Below are 13,975 nucleotides of genomic sequence, written 5' to 3' on the forward strand. Positions count from 1 at the left end.
GCACCTCGATGTCGGCTCATCGCATCCTGGGGCTGGAGAAGGTCCCAAGGGTTTGGCTGTTCGCCAATTAAAGCGGTACGTGAGCTGGGTTCAGAACGTCGTGAGACAGTTCGGTCTCCTATCCACTGCTGGCGTAGAAATTTGAGGATACGCTTCTCTAGTACGAGAGGACCGAGAAGCACGAACCTCTTGTGTATCAGTTGTCCCGCCAGGGGCATTGCTGAGTAGCAACGTTCGGCGAAGATAAGCGCTGAAAGCATATAAGCGCGAAGCTTCATCCAAGATTAGATTTCATAGGCTCCAGAGAGACTATCTGGTCGATAGGCGGCAGATGTAAGGCCCGCAAGGGTTTGAGTCGAGCCGTACTAATAAGCCATCGCTCAATCACCACTGAAGCACGAAGACGTTCTTCTTTCGAAAACTTGCTGATCCAATTCTCTGCATCCAAAAGCGCAGAGTTCTGGTGACACATCCTCGCTGGTCACACCCGTTCCCATCCCGAACACGGAAGTTAAGCAGCGTAGGGCCGATGATACTTGGACCCAACCCGGTCCTGGGAAAGTAGGTGGTCGCCGGAACCCTGCGCTTTTTTATTTGCGCGAAAATTGGTGAGACCAGAGGCATCACTTCAGCCGTCCTTTATGAGACTTGCCACCATCATTTTGTTTATAATACGGAAGGTGGAACCCCGCGCTTTTTTTGTATTTCCGGCAATTCATCCCCGCTGGTTTTGTTGCGGGGCCCCCGCCGCTCTCTCGCCGTACGTCGAGTACGGCTCGGTCGCGGTGTTCACCGCGCCTCGCCAGCGGGGCGACTTGCCGGAAATACCGCCCACTCTTCACGTCTTCTACTGATCCAGTAGATTGAATATCGAAAGGTCTTTTTTGGGACCGACCGAAGCTCTAAGGCTCGCGGCGATTAAAAACTGAGCGGGCAGGATTGACATTTTCGGTTAAATGTGCTAATCTGCGTATCGTTGATCCTTCGGGATCGTGTTTGTCCTTGTTTTGCGGGGGTGCCATCTTGGCACCCCCCCCCTCTTCATTATTATAAGGTTGATGATCCGCCCAGCGCGGGCTTTTTTATTTCCAGCATTTTTGTTAGATTGACTCCAGAGGAAAGGTCTTTTTTGGGACCGGCCGAAGCCCTAAGGCTCGCGGCGATTAAAACAGGAGACAGCCTATGCCCGAGATCCGCGTGCCTGGTTGGGTCAAGGATTTTCCCGAGGAGATCATCGAAGAGGAGAAGCGCAAGGAGGAGGAACGTCGCCGGCGCGAGAACGAGCGTCCGTACGCGCCGCCGCCCGAGCCGCCGTCGCCGCCGGACGACGAGCCGCGCCGGGACGATGCCGACACCGAACGCGGCGTCGTGCATATCCAGCTTTGACGGCTTGACCGTCAGGAGCCAACCGATAGGTTGGCTTTTTTGTAGACGTCCAAGGTGACGGATTATCGCCTTATTCTTGTCATCTGTAGGAGAAAAGTTGACACTGTGGTATATTTTCCGCATATGGAAATACCGCATATCTTGCATCAGCTCGGCTTCAATGATAAAGAAGTGCGCGTGTATCTAGCGCTTCTTTCCGGCGGTCCGTCATCGGTCCGCAAGCTCGCGACCGATACCAATACCAACCGCGGGACCGTCTATGACATCCTCAAGGAATTGCAGCGCCAGGGTCTGATCGGATTTTTCCAAAAGCACAAGAAGCAGTACTTCATGGCCGAGGATCCGGAGAAGCTGGCCGAGGTCGTGGAGCGGCGCGAACAGTCGATCTCCGAGCTGCGCCGCCAGCTGGCCGAGGGTCTGCCGGAACTCCGATCCATGTACGTGCATGGCGGCATGAAACCGGTGGCCAAGTATTACGAGGGGGCCAAGGGCGTGAACATCATCCTGCGTGACGTGCTGCAGACCATGTCCGAACAGTCGGACAAGCTGTATCGGGTCTACTCGTCGCTCTCGCTCCGCGAATTCCTTTACAAGGATTTTCCCCAGTTCACCAAGGAGCGCATCGCGCGGCAGCTGCGCGTCCGCGTCATCGCCATCGGTCCAGGCGGCGAAGAGCAGCCGTTGGCCGAGCGGCGCTGGTTGTCCGTGAAAGAGGGCGCGCCGACGTATTCCATCATCTTCGGCGATAAGGTGGCTTTCTTTTCCCGCGGCCAGAACGACCTGCCGCACGGCGTGATCATCGAGGATGCGAACCTCGCGGTCACGGAACGTCTGATTTTCGATCATCTTTGGGATTCTCTTCCCGCCTGACCTATATGAAATCCATCGTGACCATCGGCGGCGGCACCGGACAATTCACCCTGCTCACCGGCCTCAAAAAATATCCCGTTCATCTCACGGCCATTGTTTCCATGGCGGACGACGGCGGGTCCACCGGCGCCTTGCGCGACGAACTCGGCGTTCTGCCGCCCGGCGACATCCGGCAGTGCCTCGTGGCGCTCTCCGAATCCGGCGTCATCATGCGCGACTTGTTCAATTACCGTTTCGACCAGGGCGCGATCAAGGGGCATAATTTCGGCAATCTGTTCCTGTCGGCGCTCGAAAAGATCACCGGCAGCTTCGAGGAGGCGGTCCGGGTGGCGGGCCTCGTGCTCGCGGTCCGCGGCGAGGTCATCCCGGTGACGACTAGGAACGTCAACCTGGTCTGCGGCGGCGGGCCGAGCCGGGTCTGCGGCGAGGACGCGATCAATTCCATCGCCGTCGAAGACAAACAGACGCTGCGTCTCGAACCCGAGGCTTATGCCAATCCCAAAGCCGCGAGCGCCATCGAATCGGCCGATTGTATCGTCATCGGTCCGGGCAATCTCTACTGCAGCATCGTGCCGAATCTGCTCGTCAAAGGCATCCCCGAGGCGATCCGCCGGTCGCCGGCGGTCGTGGTCTATAACTGTAATCTGATGAACAAGGCTGGACATACCGACGGCTACACGGTCGGCGATCACGTCGCCGAAGTGGAGCGGTTCATCGGCAAGGGGCGGGTCAACTTCGTGACTTTCAATAATCGGATGCCGGAACCGCATCTCCTGGATCGTTATGGCGAGGAGGGCAAGTCGCTCGTGGCCGTCGCCAGTGATGATGAGGATTTTTCCGAGGTGGCCTTCCGACCCCTGCCGGCCGATCTCATCAGTTCGCGCATCTATGCCCAGAAACCCGGCGATCCGCTCCAGCGGACGCTCATCCGGCATGACCCGGATGTTCTGGCCGCGGTCATCATCCAGAATTGTCTGGGCGGGATCTAGCATTTAGCCGATAGCCGTTAGCTATTGGCCATTAGCTGTCGGCCGTTGTACACTTTTTGCGTTATGAAAATAGTGTTTGATCTCGACTATACCCTGCTCGATACCGCGAAATTCAAGGAGGCCTTGGCCGAGGCTTATACCTCCCAGGGCGTGAGCCGCGAGCGGTACGAGGAAACTTATCGAGCCGTCGTCAAACGCGAGGGCAAGGTTTACGATTACGATCCCGAGGTGCAATTAAAGATGCTCGGCGCTGATCTTGGCGGACCGGAGGCTGTCGCCGAGGTCCGACGCCGGATCGGCGACGTGCTGGCTTCGACGGAAAAATATCTGTATCCCGGATCGCGGGAACTGCTGGCCGAACTCCGGCGGCATGGCGGCAAGCTGGCGCTCATGACGCTCGGCAACGAGAAGTGGCAGCGCGCCAAGATCGAGCACTCCGGCCTCGCCGACCTGTTTGACGAGGTGGTGGCGACGGAAGACAAGAAAGTCGGCGTCGTGCGGTCGCTCGCCGAGGGCGGCGAACCGGTCATCGTCGTGAACGACAATGGCGCGGAGATGCGGGAGATGATGGCGGTCGCTCCGGAATTCAAGTACGTCCTCAAATGCGGGCCGAAGTCCGTGCCGGAGGATCTGAAATTGCCGGAGGGCAAGGATATCGCCGGAGTAGCTTCCGCACTTGCCGCCGAGACCGGCTGGGAGATCGATCTGGAGCGCCGGGCCGAGAATACGCCGGAGAGCGCCGAAGAGTTCGGTGTCCCGGGCGACGGCGAGGTTTCGGCCGAGCGGCGGAGCGTGATCAAATTTTAGAATGCAGCAGGCGTTACATAGCTGATCTCCACCCCGCAAAGCGGCTGCGCCGCTCGCGGGATGTCGATGTTTTATGAGATATATTGCGGATCTCCACCCCGCAAAGCGGCTGCGCCGCTCACGGGGTTCCGGTATCTTATGCGTTACATAGCGGATCTCCACATTCATTCGAAATATTCCCGCGCTTGCTCGCGGAATTTGACGTTCTCGAATTTGGCTGCCTGGGGTTCGGCCAAAGGCATCGATATCCTGGCCACCGCCGATTTCACGCATCCGAAATGGCTCGCGGAGATCGAGGAAAAATTGGAACCGGCCGAGGAAGGCTTGTTCAGGATTAAGGCTAAATATGCGGCGGAAGACGGCGATTCGGCGTATGAGGCCGCTCCGCGCGCCTTGGCCGGCCGGCCGGTCAGGTTTTTCCTGTCGACCGAGGTCGCCTGCATCTATAAACAGGGCGGCCGGACGCGACGGCTGCACCTGGTTCTGTGTTGTCCGGATCTGGCCGCGGTCAAAAAACTGAACGCCAAGCTGGAAGCGCTGGAATGCAATCTCAGGTCCGACGGCCGTCCGATCCTGGGACTCTCGGCCAAGGAACTTCTGAAAATTTTATTGGAAGCCGACCCGCGGAGCCTGATGATCCCGGCGCATGCCTGGACGCCATGGTTCTCGGTCTTCGGTTCGCAGTCCGGGTTCGATTCGCTCGAGGAATGTTTCGAAGAACTGACGCCGGAGATCCACGCCGTCGAGACCGGCCTGTCGTCCGATCCGCCGATGAATTGGCGGCTCTCGAAATTGGATGGCGTCATGCTGGTCTCCAATTCCGACGCCCACGGTTTCAAGAATCTGGGTCGCGAGGCCAATGTCTTTGACTTGTCCGCGCCGAGCTATCGGGCGATCGCCGATATTTTTCGCCAGCGCGACCGCAAGAAATTCCTCCACACCATCGAGTTCTTTCCAGAAGAGGGGAAATATCATGTCGACGGCCATCGGGCCTGCGATTTTTTCTGCGAGCCGGCGGAAACGCGGAAGCGCAAGGGTCTGTGTCCGAAGTGCGGTAAGGAATTGACGCGCGGCGTTCTGGGCCGGGTCGAAGTCCTGGCCGACCGTCCGGACGGCGTCAGGCCGGCATCCGCCGTTGATTTTCGGCGCATCGTGCCGCTCGAAGAAGTCGTCGCCAGCGTGCTGGACAAAGGCAAGGGGACCAAAGCCGTGATCGCGCTGTGGCGCAAACTCGTCTCCGAGATCGGACCGGAATTCGACGTGTTGCTTGATGCTGATCTTAAGACCATCGAACGGGTCGGCGGCGCCAGAGTGGCCGAGGCCATGCAGCGAATGCGCCGGGGCGAGCTGGTCATCCGTCCGGGTTACGACGGCGTCTTCGGCGAGGTCAGAATCTTCGAGGATCAGAAGACCGGGTCGAACCAGCAGAGCAGGTTGTTGATCTGACGATCCGGACAAACGAAAACGTCCGCATCTTTTTGTGCGGACGCCTTCGTATTTTTGAGAAAAGAGCAGCGTATTTTTGCTCTTGGCCGTCCTCCTCATTTAACCGCCCGATTTTGGCGGCTTCATGGCGGCCCGTCTATTCTCAATGATTTTGGAGCCCGAGGGGTCCTCCTCTCCGCCTTCGGGTTTATTCCAGCCTTGCGGCCAGGGCTCTACTTTCAAGATAGCACGGGTTCTCATACCCGGCGCAAGTACCCTGTCAAGCCCCAGTTAAAATTTGTCGACCGGGTGTCGTAAAATCGGATGTCAACAAAAAAAACCGCGCTCTCGGGCGCGGCGGTATCGTTGCTGCTGACGGATTTTTTTTGGGCGGTGATCAAGGTCGGTATCCCTTGATGAATTTGACCGCTCTTTTTCCGAGCTCATCGCTGGCGTCGCCATAGAGGATCTCGATAACCTCGACATCGCCGCCGGTCTGCGGACCCTTGTTCGAGATGCGGATATGATAGGCGCCCTTCTTGTCGCGGACGATGGTCGCTGAGTATTGTTTGTTGTTGGCCATGGAACAACTCCCGGGTTGAAGGAACAATAGATTCATCTTCGGCTTCCTGACGGCAAAAGTCAAAATTTGCCAAGTTAAGGCGGATACGCCATGGACAGCACTGTAAAATAAACTGGCGGGTGGTGAAAAAACGTCCAGTGCCGGGTTGACAAATCGGCCTCGTTGTGTTATATTTCTTCGTTACATCGCGCGTCATTCCAGCAGAGGAACTCAGACCAGATACGGACGGGAGGTGTTCTATGGGTGGAGGTTGAGAAATAAAAACGACAAGTTCTTTTCCCAGGCATCTTGTTTCCACTCACAGCGGGTGGCCGAAAACGAAAAGGGCGCGTCCTTTCCGTAAGGCCGCCTCTTTTTTTACCAAAAAACCGGCCAGTGGCCGGTCTTTTGATATCGAAGTCAGTGTTTGCCGCCGAGTCCCTGGAAAGCGTATTCGAACAGGATCCAGAGCGCCCGGGCGAGAGGTTTGCTGTCCACGATGACCGAGTACATCTTGCCTTCGAACGTCACGAGCACGATTCGGTTGCCGTAGATGCCGATGTTGGCTTTGAAGCCGCCTTTTTCCAAAGGTAGGTATTTCCGGTCGGACTGCACGATATTGCCCGTGGCTTTGCCGGCGTAAATGCCGCGCACCCGGCGGCCGCGGTGTTTGAGGTTCAGCCGCATCTCTTTCAGGTCTTCGGCGGTCAGGACTTTGTATAAAGCCTCCAGGTCGGAGATTTCGTAGGATTCTTTGGCCGCCGAACCCTGGATATCTTCGATGATCGACTTCAGCCCTTCTTTGCCCTCAAACACTTTCACGATCGGTTTTTCACCGCCGGCCTGGAGTTCGAGATCCGGCAGCAGGCGTTCCAGGTCCGCGATCTTGTCTTTGATTTCGGCTTCGTGTCGCTTGGCGTAAGACAGGAGTTTGCCCGGCTCTTCGGAAGCGTAGAACCGTTTTTTACCGCGCAGAAAACTGGACATCAGACCGCGCTCGGTGAGCGAGTCGATGGCCAGATAGATGGCCTGGCGGGAGAGTTTGGCGTGTTTGGCCAGGTCGAGAGCCGGACTTGGGCCGCGTTCCAGCGCCGCCAAGTAGGTCTTGATCTCGGAATCGAGAAGGCCGAGGGAGCGCAGAATTGGTGAGGCGTCTTTCATAGTCAGCGCGGCTGTTAGAGGCTCTTGGTGAAGTCGAGGAGCAGATTGCGCTCGGGCGGCGGCAAGGAGGAAGCTTTTTTCTCGATGAAATCTTTGATGTCCTGGGCGGTGATGAGCTCCTTGTTTATGAGTTCGATGGCGACGGCCGCGAAGTTCTCGGCGCGGTTGCTCGTCAGGTTCGGGGTTGCGGCGTAAACCCGGTCAAGATCAACCGCGGATCCGGGTTGGAAGCGGTTGGTGAATTCCAGCCATTTAGCATTTTTGCTTTTTATGAGGCGGCCGTGGAATTCGCGGATATCTTTATTGACCTTGGCGTGTCGGGTCTCGAAAGCGTTCATTTTTTCGAGCGTACGGACGACCGCGTGGTCATCGGGGTAGCGCTTCGTTCCCTCGACCAGCAGGTCGTCGGAATATTCCTGGTCGAATTCCACGGCGTTGCCGTAGTCGATGATGAAGACTTTGGGTCGTTCGGACGCGGAGCCGGCCGGCGGCTGTTCGATCCCGCCCCGGATTAGGAAATTGCGGTGGTGGGCGTCGCGGTAGGCGAGACCGTTCTGATGGAACAGGTCCATGGTGTTCTTGATCTGCGTGATGATCGCCGAGTCGACTCGGAAGCCGGATTCGCCCAGGAAACGGAAGATCTTCTCCGAGTTCTCGCTGAAGACCTTGGTCTCTTCGAAGTCGCGCGCGGCCGGATCTTTGGCCTTACCGCCGGGTGCGTTGAATTGTAGGATCTCGCTCACGGTCTGCATCAGGTCTTCGAAGCGCATGGAGTCGACATCGGCTGCGAGGTGGATGGTCTTCGGATGGCGCCTGATGATCTCTTTATACAGTCCGATCGCGAGATCGTCGCCTTTGATCAGGTCCATCATGAACAGTTCGACGCGATCCGTCGGCAGATCCTCCTTGGTCAGGTTGCGCAGGCGGTCCCGGACCGATTTTTTGGTGATCGGCAGGTCGCGGTATAAGTAAGCGCGCGGCACGCTGGCATAGTCTGGATCGTCAGCCTTCAGTTCGGCGATCTCACGGGCGCGGCACTGAAGGTCGTACTCGCGCTTGCCGACGCCGCCATGGTAGATCTTGATGATCTTGGTGGCCTGGTCCGGTCCCAGGATGATGTCGCAAGCCTTGAGTTCTTCGAAGATCTCCGTAGGCAGCTCGTTTTCGTCGAATTTCAGGATGACGCCATTATTGCCCTCGCCAAGTTTGACCAGGTGCAGTTCGAGCAGGTCTTCGAGCGCCGCGTCGATCCGTCTTTCTTTTTCCGGCGTAGCTTCGGTCTCCAGACCGGTTTTATCGGCGGTTTCGGAGGCAGCTTCCGGCATGGCCGGACACTCGTTCTCGTGTCTGCCGACGCCGCCGCAATAACGGCATTTTTCCATATATTTTTTATTCAGCACGGGTAATTCATGTTTGATACTTAAAATTTTACCATATTTTAGGTCAAAAATCCATATTGACCGGCCTTGGAGCTAAAGGTATCCTAAGCGTTGGATGATTCGGTTTGACGGGTACATTCAGTACAAATAAAATGGACGAAATACTTGATCATTTTGGCGGACCCTTGGGCTCTTAGCTTAATGGGAAGCCGCGGTTGTGCGGCTTGCGCCGAGAGGTGGCGGCCTTAGCCGCGCATCTGTAGTGTTCAGTCGCTAGCGCGACTAAACTGCGTCATAGAGCACCCGGTTTGACGAGAACATTCAGAATAAATAAAACGAACGAGATCCTCGATAATTCTGGTGGACCTGGGCCTGTAGCTTAACGGGAAGCCGTGGTTGTGCGGCTTGCGCCGAGAGGTGGCGGCCTTAGCCGCGCATTCGTAGTGTTCAGTCGCTGGCGCGACTGAACCGCGTCGTAGAGCAGCCGTTTTGACGAGCACTTTCAGAAACTATAAAAGGACGAGATACTTGATCATTTTGGCGGACCCTTGGGCTCTTAGCTTAATGGCAGAGCACCCGGTTTGCATCCGGGAGACGTGGGTTCGATTCCCACAGGGTCCACCAAAATGATGAAGTGCATTATCAAGATCATGAATCCAAAGTCCAAAAAACTGACCTTCGATCTCCGCTCGACCTATCTCGCGGTCATCAGGAACAGCGTCGGAACCAAAATGTTCCGCAATTCCTGTGGACGCGCAGCCGGCCGAGCTGTTGATCTGACCCGGGGCGGGCGCTTGTCCTGCGCATTTTTCGTCACTTCGGTCCTGCGTATTTTCGGATTGATCAAAGAACAGCACACGACCGTTGGTGGCGCGGTCCGGGACCTGGAACAGAGCGGCTGGCGGCCAGTGAAGACGGCGCGGCCGGGCGACATCCTGGTCTGGGAAGCGGTCGTCGGCCAGGACGGCAATCATGAACATATCGGATTTTTGATCGCGCCCGGCGTCGCGGTCAGCAACAGCACTCGCGCGCGCCTGCCGGCCGAACATCATTGGACCTACGGCGTCCGCGCCGGCAAGCCGGTCCGGCGCGTCATGACGATCTACCGCTGGAACTTCTAGACCGAGATCAAAAAACACGCCCGATCAGGCGTGTTTTTGGGGACTGTCCCGGGGTGGAAATGGCGGCGCTAAAATAAGCCATTTTTTTGTTGATGTGCGTCCCCGCCTAGCCGAATTCCGTGCGGCGCGGCGACTGTTCGATGATTTTCAGAGCCTCTTCGGCCGTGTCCACCAGCCGATAGAGTTTTTTGTCGCTCGCCGATACGGCCTGATAGCGCTCCTGCACCATCTCGTCGACCCACTTTAGGAACGGCGACCAGAATTCTTTGCCCACCAGGATGATCGGGATCTTGGCCGAGATCTTTTTGGTCTGGATCAGGGTGATAATCTCGGTCAGTTCGTCGAACGTGCCCCAGCCGCCGGGCATGTAGACGTAGGCCTGGGCGGAGTAGGCGAGCATGACTTTGCGGACGAAGAAATAGTGGAAGCTGACGCCTTTTTCGACGAACGGGTTGGCCCGCTGCTCGAACGGCAGCTTGATGTTGAGTCCGAAAGAGTCGCCCGGACCGCCGCCTTCGCTCGCGCCCATGTTGGCCGCTTCCATGATGCCCGGACCGCCGCCCGTGATGACGCTGTAGCCTTTGTCAGCCAGGAGCCGCCCGAGTTTGCGAGCCTCCTGATACCAGCGGTTCTTCTTCGGGAAGCGCGCTGAACCGAAAATCGTCACGCTTTTTTTGACGTCGGCGAGGAAATTCCAGCCGTCGACGAATTCGGCCATGATGCGCAACACGCGCCAGTGGAAGGAATTGCGGAAGTCAGCCTCGTGTTCGAAGACCGGCAGCTCGGAAGCCGGGACGTTGAGATCCTGGGCCCGAGTCAGCGTCTTGGGCAGTTTCTTTTTGGAGGCCTTTTTTTTCATAGGTCGTATTTAATCGTTATCAGATCCGGCCGTCGAGCTGCTTTTGAAGCCGAAGATCCGGCAGAGTCCGGCCGCGCCGTAACTTCGCGCGATCTTCGGGCCGCATGTTCCGGAGATGAGCAGGCTGAGGAAATATTCGTCCTGATCGCGGAAGGCGGCGTCGAGCCGCTTCAGTTCGCCGCGGTTATAGACCACGCCCCAGATGCCGCTGAATTCGCCGGATTCGCAAAGTTCGAAGATGATGGCGTCGCCCGGAGCCCGGTTGACGCAGTCCGGACAGTAGATCTTGGTGACCGTGTCGCCTTTGAATTCCGAAGTGAAGACGAGTTCGCGTTGGCCGCAGAGGCAGCGCTCGGTGTGTTCCATAATCCTGGGGCTAAGGTTGGTCATTGTTCAGTGTCGACCGGCTTGTGTTGTTCTCGTGCTGGAGCGTGGTCACTTCCACAGATCGATACTGATCCGTTTCAGTACGCCGGCCGAAGGATAATTGTTGATGATGCCGCGCTTGGCGCCCATCTGTTGGATGACGCTGGAAGCGTTCCAGATACCGACGGCCAGGCCGTAGCGCAGGTCGTCTTTTTTCATCAGTCCGGCGACGAAACCCGAACCGAAAGCATCGCCAGCTCCTGTGACATTGAGGTGTTTGACGTTCATGGCCGCGACGTGCCAGCTGTCTTTGTGGTTAGCTACGTAAGCGCCATTCTTGCCATCGGTGATCATGAGCGCCTGGCGCGGTAGGCCGCGGAGCGCGTCCCGGAGCGCGGCGATATCGCGATCGCGTCGTCCGGTGAGCAGCATCGCCTCCTCGACGTTCAGGTTGAAAACGTCGGTTTTGCGGATGAGCGGGGTCAGCCGGTCGAGGCCGTGCCGGAGTTCTTTGGTGCCGGGATTCCAGGCGACCTTGATGCCGTTCTTTTTGGCGAAGTTCAGTGTTTTTTCCATGAGCGCCAATTTGCCGCCGAGGGAGGTTATATAGAACCATTTGGCGCCGATGTACTGCCAAGGGATGAGTTTGGCCGAGATCATTTCCGAAGCGCCGCGATAGACAAGTACGGTCCGTTCGCCGGTGCCGGTCAGAATGATCGCTGAAAAAGCCGTCTGGTCGTCGCGATCGGTCTGCATGAAGCCGGTCGAGATCCGTTCCGAACGGAGCGTCTCGAGCACCGCCCGGCCGCCATCATCGTTGCCGACGGAACTCACGATCGCGGTGCTGTAGCCGAGGCGGCTGAAGGTCGTGGCCGCGTTAGTCGCGCCGCCGCCGGTCTCGAGCACCAGGTTGTTGATCTCGATCTTGGCGCCGAGCGGAAAGCAGCCCTCCATGGTGTGGGTCGCGTCGTCGCTCTCGATGATCTCGAGGGCGGAGCTTCTGATGAAGACATCGCGAGTGGCAGAGCCGAAAGTGATGACATCGTACATATGGTTGGAGTGGGGGAGTTGGGGAGTGGGGGAGTTGGGGAGACCGACTCTCCCGCACTTCTCCACTTCCGCACTCTCATTTTTTCATCTTGCCAGCCCGGCCTTGGGAGCCGAACAGTTCCATTTTATGGCGCGCGACTTCTTTCATCAGTTTTTTCGACGGCGCCAGGAGCGCGCGCGGGTCGATGGTCTTGTGGTTCAGCAGAACAGCCTCGCGCAGACCGGCGGTGAAAGCGATGCGCAGGTCGGAATCGATGTTGATCTTCCTGATGCCGTTCGCTACCGCCCGGCTGATCTCGGAGTCCGGGATGCCGACAGCTCCGTCAAGCCGGTCGCAATCTCCGAGTTCCGCGCAATGTTCTTTGGTCTTGGCGACCAGTTCCGGCGAGACGCCCGAGGCGCCGTGCAGGACGAGCGGAATTTTGACCAGTGCGTCGATCTTTTTCAGCCGTTCGATGTCGAGTTCGGGCGCGATCTTGGATTTGAAAGCGCCGTGGGCCGTGCCGATGGAGATGGCCAGCGAATCACAGCCGGTCGCTCGGGCGAAGTCCGCGGCCTGTTGCGGGTCGGTGAAAAAAGCCTGTTTTTCCTCGACGCTGACCAGGTCTTCCACGCCTTTAATGGCGCCGATCTCCGCCTCGACCGAAACTTTTTTCTTTTTCGCCCAGGCGACGACCTGTTTCGTCTTGGCGACGTTCTCTTTATACGGCAGCAGCGAGCCATCGAACATCACGGAGGTATAACCGGCGGCGATCGCTTTTTTGATGAGCTTCAGGTCCTTGCCGTGGTCGAGGTGAATGGCGACCGGAACCGGCGTGGCGGCGGCGACCCGCATCAGAGCCAGAAGATAATCCAGGCCGGCGTATTCGATCGCGCCCTCGCTCGTCTGGATGATGACCGGAGATTTTTCCTCGACAGCCGCTTCGATGACCGCCTGCAGGATCTCCAGATTGTTGACGTTGAAAGCGCCGACGGCGTAGCAACCTTTATCGGCGGCGACCAGGATCTTTTTCGCGCTGCAGAGCATAGGTCACTTTCTCTTGAGGGCTTTTAAGACGGCTTTTTTGATGCCCGCGGCATCGAGTCCGAATTTGGACCAGAGTTCTTGACCCGATCCGGATTCGCCGTAGCGGTCCTGTACGCCGACGAATTCGATCGGCGTCGGGAGTTCGCGTGCCAGGGTTTCGGCGACGGCCGAGCCCAGGCCGCCGATGATCTGGTGATCCTCGACCGTGACGACGGCGCCGCATTTGGCGGCCGCGGCCACGACGGCTTTTTCGTCGAGCGGTTTGATGGTGTGGCTGTTCAGGACCAGGCAGCCGATGCCTTTTCGGGCGAGCGCGTCAGCCGCTTCGAGGGCGGCGGCGACCTGCGGGCCGCAGGCGATGATGGCACAGTCGCGGCCGTCGCGGAGCTGCCGGGCTTGGCCGATCCGGAATTTCGAAGCCGCGGACGTGAAGACCGGCGATTTTTCCCGGCTGAGCCGGAGGTAGACCGGTCCGACATGTGTGGCCGCCGCGAGCGTCGCTTGCCGGGCTTCAACGGCGTCGGCGGGGACGATGACGGTCATGTTGGCGAGTACGCGCATCGTGGCGATGTCTTCGAGAGACTGGTGCGTGGCGCCGTCCGGTCCGGTCGCGAGCCCGGCGTGCGAGCCGACGATCTTCACGTTGGCGTTGTTGATGCAGATGTTGGTGCGGATCTGTTCCCAGGCGCGGCCGGGGGAGAAGGCGGCGTAGGCGGCGACGAACGGGATTTTGCCGCCGAGCGCCAAGCCGGCTCCGAGCGCGGCGAGCAGTTGTTCGTGGACGCCGAGCTGGACGAAACGCTCGGGGAATTCTTTCTTGAAAGCCGCCATGCGCACCGAATCAGTGACGTCGGCGCAGAGGCCTATGATCTTCCGATCCTGGCGCGCGGCCAGAACCAGACCTTCGCCGAATCCGTCGCGCGTGGCTTTCAGGACTTGTTCTTTTTTGGCTTGGGGTCTCACAAAATGACCG

The 13,975-nt window shown here is 58.1% G+C and carries 14 protein-coding genes, 1 tRNA gene and 2 rRNA genes; 9 read left to right on the plus strand and 8 right to left on the minus strand.

Annotated features, from left to right (window positions below; translation table 11 throughout):
• The 7 genes from WCT10_03485 to WCT10_03515 form a co-directional block, all read left to right on the plus strand.
• Positions 1–388, plus strand: a 23S ribosomal RNA gene (locus tag WCT10_03485); the annotation flags it as partial.
• Between the two features lie 71 nt (positions 389–459).
• A 5S ribosomal RNA gene (rrf, locus tag WCT10_03490) occupies positions 460–578 on the plus strand.
• Between the two features lie 604 nt (positions 579–1,182).
• Positions 1,183–1,386 carry a hypothetical protein gene (locus WCT10_03495; protein MFA6603878.1) on the plus strand — a complete coding sequence of 68 codons (204 nt, stop codon included), beginning with the start codon at positions 1,183–1,185 and terminating at the stop codon, positions 1,384–1,386.
• A 123-nt stretch (positions 1,387–1,509) separates the two neighbouring features.
• Positions 1,510–2,256, plus strand: a complete 747-nt coding sequence (locus tag WCT10_03500; GenBank protein MFA6603879.1) for a helix-turn-helix domain-containing protein — start codon at positions 1,510–1,512, stop codon at positions 2,254–2,256.
• 5 nt (positions 2,257–2,261) lie between these two features.
• Positions 2,262–3,245, plus strand: a complete 984-nt coding sequence (gene yvcK / locus WCT10_03505; protein ID MFA6603880.1) for a uridine diphosphate-N-acetylglucosamine-binding protein YvcK — start codon at positions 2,262–2,264, stop codon at positions 3,243–3,245.
• Between the two features lie 63 nt (positions 3,246–3,308).
• Positions 3,309–4,052: an HAD family hydrolase gene (locus WCT10_03510; protein MFA6603881.1), complete on the plus strand. Its 744-nt coding sequence runs from the start codon at positions 3,309–3,311 to the stop codon at positions 4,050–4,052.
• A gap of 138 nt (positions 4,053–4,190) precedes the next feature.
• Positions 4,191–5,498 carry an endonuclease Q family protein gene (locus tag WCT10_03515; protein MFA6603882.1) on the plus strand — a complete coding sequence of 436 codons (1,308 nt, stop codon included), beginning with the start codon at positions 4,191–4,193 and terminating at the stop codon, positions 5,496–5,498.
• Between the two features lie 376 nt (positions 5,499–5,874).
• Here WCT10_03515 and WCT10_03520 read toward each other — a convergent pair whose 3' ends face one another.
• The 3 genes from WCT10_03520 to WCT10_03530 form a co-directional block, all read right to left on the minus strand.
• On the minus strand, positions 5,875–6,060 hold the full coding sequence (locus WCT10_03520) for a hypothetical protein (GenBank protein MFA6603883.1): 186 nt from the start codon (positions 6,058–6,060) through the stop codon (positions 5,875–5,877).
• Between the two features lie 399 nt (positions 6,061–6,459).
• A complete protein-coding gene (locus tag WCT10_03525) occupies positions 6,460–7,200 on the minus strand; it encodes a helix-turn-helix domain-containing protein (GenBank protein ID MFA6603884.1) in 741 nt (246 codons plus the stop codon).
• Between the two features lie 14 nt (positions 7,201–7,214).
• Positions 7,215–8,582: a hypothetical protein gene (locus tag WCT10_03530; protein MFA6603885.1), complete on the minus strand. Its 1,368-nt coding sequence runs from the start codon at positions 8,580–8,582 to the stop codon at positions 7,215–7,217.
• A 547-nt stretch (positions 8,583–9,129) separates the two neighbouring features.
• On the opposite strand from WCT10_03530, the gene WCT10_03535 reads away from it, so the two are divergent.
• Both WCT10_03535 and WCT10_03540 read left to right on the plus strand, forming a co-directional pair.
• Positions 9,130–9,203: transfer RNA gene (locus WCT10_03535), tRNA-Ala, on the plus strand.
• Between the two features lie 2 nt (positions 9,204–9,205).
• Complete coding sequence (locus WCT10_03540; protein MFA6603886.1) at positions 9,206–9,700, plus strand: hypothetical protein; 495 nt, start codon at positions 9,206–9,208, stop codon at positions 9,698–9,700.
• Between the two features lie 106 nt (positions 9,701–9,806).
• Here WCT10_03540 and WCT10_03545 read toward each other — a convergent pair whose 3' ends face one another.
• The 5 genes from WCT10_03545 to WCT10_03565 all read right to left on the minus strand — a co-directional run bounded on the left by WCT10_03545 (position 9,807) and on the right by WCT10_03565 (position 13,965).
• Positions 9,807–10,559, minus strand: coding sequence for a TIGR00730 family Rossman fold protein (locus WCT10_03545; protein MFA6603887.1), 753 nt, complete (start codon positions 10,557–10,559; stop codon positions 9,807–9,809).
• Positions 10,560–10,568: 9 nt separating this feature from the next.
• The gene (locus WCT10_03550; protein MFA6603888.1) at positions 10,569–10,925 is read right to left on the minus strand and encodes a hypothetical protein; all 357 of its coding nucleotides are present in this window, start codon (positions 10,923–10,925) and stop codon (positions 10,569–10,571) included.
• A 69-nt stretch (positions 10,926–10,994) separates the two neighbouring features.
• The gene (locus tag WCT10_03555) at positions 10,995–11,975 is read right to left on the minus strand and encodes a carbohydrate kinase family protein (GenBank protein MFA6603889.1); all 981 of its coding nucleotides are present in this window, start codon (positions 11,973–11,975) and stop codon (positions 10,995–10,997) included.
• Positions 11,976–12,051: 76 nt separating this feature from the next.
• Positions 12,052–13,002 (minus strand): class II fructose-bisphosphate aldolase, encoded by a 951-nt coding sequence (locus WCT10_03560; GenBank protein MFA6603890.1) that lies wholly within the window; start codon positions 13,000–13,002, stop codon positions 12,052–12,054.
• Positions 13,003–13,005: 3 nt separating this feature from the next.
• Complete coding sequence (locus WCT10_03565; protein ID MFA6603891.1) at positions 13,006–13,965, minus strand: transketolase C-terminal domain-containing protein; 960 nt, start codon at positions 13,963–13,965, stop codon at positions 13,006–13,008.
• Positions 13,966–13,975 lie beyond the last annotated feature (10 nt).

The sequence above is a fragment of the Patescibacteria group bacterium genome (assembly GCA_041667185.1).
Lineage (GTDB): Bacteria > Patescibacteriota > Patescibacteriia > SG8-24 > SG8-24 > JBAYFM01.

Coding starts and splice junctions, on each gene's coding strand:
- WCT10_03520 (MFA6603883.1), bottom strand. CDS start 6,060: ATGGCCAACAACAAACAATACTCAGCGACCATCGTCCGCGACAAGAAG.
- WCT10_03555 (MFA6603889.1), bottom strand. CDS start 11,975: ATGTACGATGTCATCACTTTCGGCTCTGCCACTCGCGATGTCTTCATC.
- WCT10_03545 (MFA6603887.1), bottom strand. CDS start 10,559: ATGAAAAAAAAGGCCTCCAAAAAGAAACTGCCCAAGACGCTGACTCGG.
- WCT10_03560 (MFA6603890.1), bottom strand. CDS start 13,002: ATGCTCTGCAGCGCGAAAAAGATCCTGGTCGCCGCCGATAAAGGTTGC.
- WCT10_03550 (MFA6603888.1), bottom strand. CDS start 10,925: ATGGAACACACCGAGCGCTGCCTCTGCGGCCAACGCGAACTCGTCTTC.
- WCT10_03500 (MFA6603879.1), top strand. CDS start 1,510: ATGGAAATACCGCATATCTTGCATCAGCTCGGCTTCAATGATAAAGAA.
- WCT10_03530 (MFA6603885.1), bottom strand. CDS start 8,582: ATGGAAAAATGCCGTTATTGCGGCGGCGTCGGCAGACACGAGAACGAG.
- WCT10_03540 (MFA6603886.1), top strand. CDS start 9,206: ATGATGAAGTGCATTATCAAGATCATGAATCCAAAGTCCAAAAAACTG.
- yvcK (MFA6603880.1), top strand. CDS start 2,262: ATGAAATCCATCGTGACCATCGGCGGCGGCACCGGACAATTCACCCTG.
- WCT10_03495 (MFA6603878.1), top strand. CDS start 1,183: ATGCCCGAGATCCGCGTGCCTGGTTGGGTCAAGGATTTTCCCGAGGAG.
- WCT10_03525 (MFA6603884.1), bottom strand. CDS start 7,200: ATGAAAGACGCCTCACCAATTCTGCGCTCCCTCGGCCTTCTCGATTCC.
- WCT10_03510 (MFA6603881.1), top strand. CDS start 3,309: ATGAAAATAGTGTTTGATCTCGACTATACCCTGCTCGATACCGCGAAA.
- WCT10_03515 (MFA6603882.1), top strand. CDS start 4,191: ATGCGTTACATAGCGGATCTCCACATTCATTCGAAATATTCCCGCGCT.